Source organism: Microcystis sp. M49636_WE2, assembly GCF_030065375.1.
Taxonomy (GTDB): Bacteria; Cyanobacteriota; Cyanobacteriia; order Cyanobacteriales; family Microcystaceae; genus Microcystis; species Microcystis aeruginosa_C.
Genome location: NZ_JASJFG010000704.1, coordinates 1 through 2488, shown reverse-complemented (window position 1 = coordinate 2488; position 2488 = coordinate 1). Strand labels below are relative to the sequence as shown.

General features: G+C 44.0%; 3 protein-coding genes and 2 pseudogenes. 2 read left to right on the top strand and 3 right to left on the bottom strand.

Features of this window, described 5'->3' with window-relative positions; all coding sequences use genetic code 11:
- On the bottom strand, positions 1-282 hold a 282-nt coding region (locus PX484_RS16115; RefSeq protein ID WP_288104738.1), incomplete at its 3' end, for a DUF389 domain-containing protein.
- Between the two features lie 122 nt (positions 283-404).
- On the opposite strand from PX484_RS16115, the pseudogene PX484_RS16110 reads away from it, so the two are divergent.
- Positions 405-647: pseudogene (locus PX484_RS16110) on the top strand (hypothetical protein); the annotation flags it as partial.
- Here the strand turns inward: PX484_RS16110 and PX484_RS16105 are convergent.
- Positions 641-1070, bottom strand: a pseudogene (locus PX484_RS16105) (reverse transcriptase N-terminal domain-containing protein); the annotation flags it as partial. The pseudogenes PX484_RS16110 and PX484_RS16105 overlap by 7 nt on opposite strands.
- A 133-nt stretch (positions 1071-1203) precedes the next feature.
- On the bottom strand, positions 1204-1494 hold the full coding sequence (locus PX484_RS16100; RefSeq protein ID WP_287668163.1) for a hypothetical protein: 291 nt from the start codon (positions 1492-1494) through the stop codon (positions 1204-1206).
- Between the two features lie 716 nt (positions 1495-2210).
- Here PX484_RS16100 and PX484_RS16095 point away from each other — a divergent pair.
- A partial coding sequence (locus tag PX484_RS16095; protein ID WP_502882756.1) for a bilin-binding protein occupies positions 2211-2488 on the top strand: 278 nt, incomplete at its 3' end.

Sequence of the window (2488 nt, the reverse complement as noted above, 5' to 3'; positions counted from 1 at the left end):
CAAGGCCGACTTACGAATTAATCGCCAACTGCCAATTAAACCACCAAAAGCCAGACTACGAATCGGCAACATCAAAGGGGCAATAATCATCGCCCCAATAATCACGGCCGCACTATTGGCGACTAAGCCAAAGGTAGCGATTGCACAAGAACTAACAATCAAAGCTAGATAGGGAAAATCGAGGGACGCTTCTAACCATAAATCGCGCCACATAGCCCGCGATTGTTGCCAGGTTAAGGGTTTTCTTGAGAACCACGAGTGGGGCTGTTCTTTTCTCGTCATGGGGCTGAGGAAGATTGACTTTTCTTTTACTTATAGCTTTTTTTGTCTAATCAATATATATTTGTATCATTTTCTTTAACTAATCTTACCGTTTTTTTCTTCGCCTCGATTGATGAAACCTCCTGCCCTCTGCCGACCGCCGACCGCCTTCGTTAACGCCCCTAGGCCAAGTAGAAATTAGCAAAGAAATTACCGACGAAACCCGACAGATTGCTCTATTTTTTTCGCCTCATCCAGAGGGGCAAATAACTGTCAATAATCTAGGATTATTAGGTCAAATTGCCCTAAATAGCACTCTCCTAGAACCCTATCGTAATTCTCCCACTCGTGCGGAGGTGCGTAATTGTCTCTCGAAATTAACCTCAGCATCTAACACAAAGTAATTACTAAGACGGATACTTGTGTAGATTCTGGCAATTGAATCATGGGCAGACCTTCCCAGCCGGAAACCGTAACTGGTTCCTTCCATTCTTGATTCCCATTCTGGTTCGAGTGCCGATTTAATCAACGCTTGTCTAGCTCTGTCCTTAATGGTTGGTATTCCTAATGGGCGTTTTTCATCCCTTCCTGGTTTAGGAATCCATACCCTCCTTAGCGGTTTTGCTTTAAGTGTTCCTTTTTCCTTGATTATCTTGGGTCACTTTTCTTACCGCTAATAGACGAGCTTAGTATGACTTCACTAATAGACGTTGCAACCTTCTAGCCTTTGCATCCTGTCCCGATTTAGCTGCTTGGAATATTCTCTTTTGGAGCTTGAAAACGTATCTTTGGATTTTACCCCAATTGATAGCTTTCCATACATTCGTAGTCTTAGTGGTTTCCGGTTTCCCGAATCCTTTACTTTCTCAAGGGTTTCGTCATATAGACTCCTACTGGACTCTATCCTTACATTCAAACCCTTGTTCTTTTGAACGCAGTGTGTCAACCTATTTCACTGCTGATAATTAACGATGGTTCAGGTCGGACATTCAGAACCCAGCCTAATCGTGGATGGTTGGCAGTGGTCTCGATTCTGGTGTTAGGTTTCGCCTCTGTGCCTTCCGTTCCCCGCTTCAGTCCCAGAGTTGTGATTTCTGAATCTGGGGGGGCTATCGCCGTTACTCTCAACTTGTAACGATTATTACAAGTGTATTGACCTTGAGTTCCCTTGCATAATTTGGTATCGGGTGATACTAAACGTCGGGACAGATAAACAGTTATAAGGTTGGTCAAGGTTGACCTTTTAGATTCAGTCAAGGGACTGAAGACCTTACTAGGCGGTTATTTCGGGTATTTCAACCCTATTTCATGCCTAAACGTTTCGCACACTGATTTCTAGTTTAAGGTCAGGAGCCGGTCGTCGGTCGTCAGGAGACAGCTTTTTATTGATTCTCCCCACTCCCCCACTTCATAATTCATAATTCATAATTCCCACGCCCCTCTCCCTTCTTTACAAAACTTCATCGTAATTTGAGGGCTGGAAAGGGCAATCCTTGGGTAATAGGGGAAGGGAAAGCGGGGAAATATTAAAAAAAACTTAAAATTTTTATCTTGCTGCTCTTTATACCCTTAAAGCCTTGCTGTCTCTGATTTCCCGACGGTGAGAGGCTTTGAGCCATGGTCAGGAATTGATGACCAACTCGATCGAGTTATTGTTAAGTGACCGTTACAAAAAGACAGCAAAAAACTTAATAATATGTAACAAACAAAGTTTCGACAGCAGTGTATAAATTTAATTTGAGGGGCCAAGATAACAGACAAAAGTTAAGCTGGATACTTGTTTAACCTCCTTAGGTGATTTATGAGAGAGACATGAAGTTTTTTCAGGTTTCTTAAAGTAGGTCGCAACAATCACGGTCAAGGCTCGTCTAGGCTCACCGTGAAATCCCTTAAGAGGGAAAACCTTTTAATTGCAAGCGAATCCCATTTAAATTTAGGAGATTGTCACAATGTTTGACGCATTCACCCGGGTAGTATCCCAAGCTGATGCTCGTGGCGAATATTTAAGTTCTTCCCAACTAGACGCTCTCAGCGCCATGGTTGCGGACAGCAACAAACGGATGGACTCTGTTAACCGGATCACCAGTAACGCTTCCACCATCGTTGCCAACGCCGCTCGTAGCCTGTTCGCTGAACAGCCCCAACTGATCACCCCCGGTGGTAATGCCTACACCAGCCGTCGTATGGCCGCTTGCTTACGCGACATGGAAATCATCTTGCGCTATGT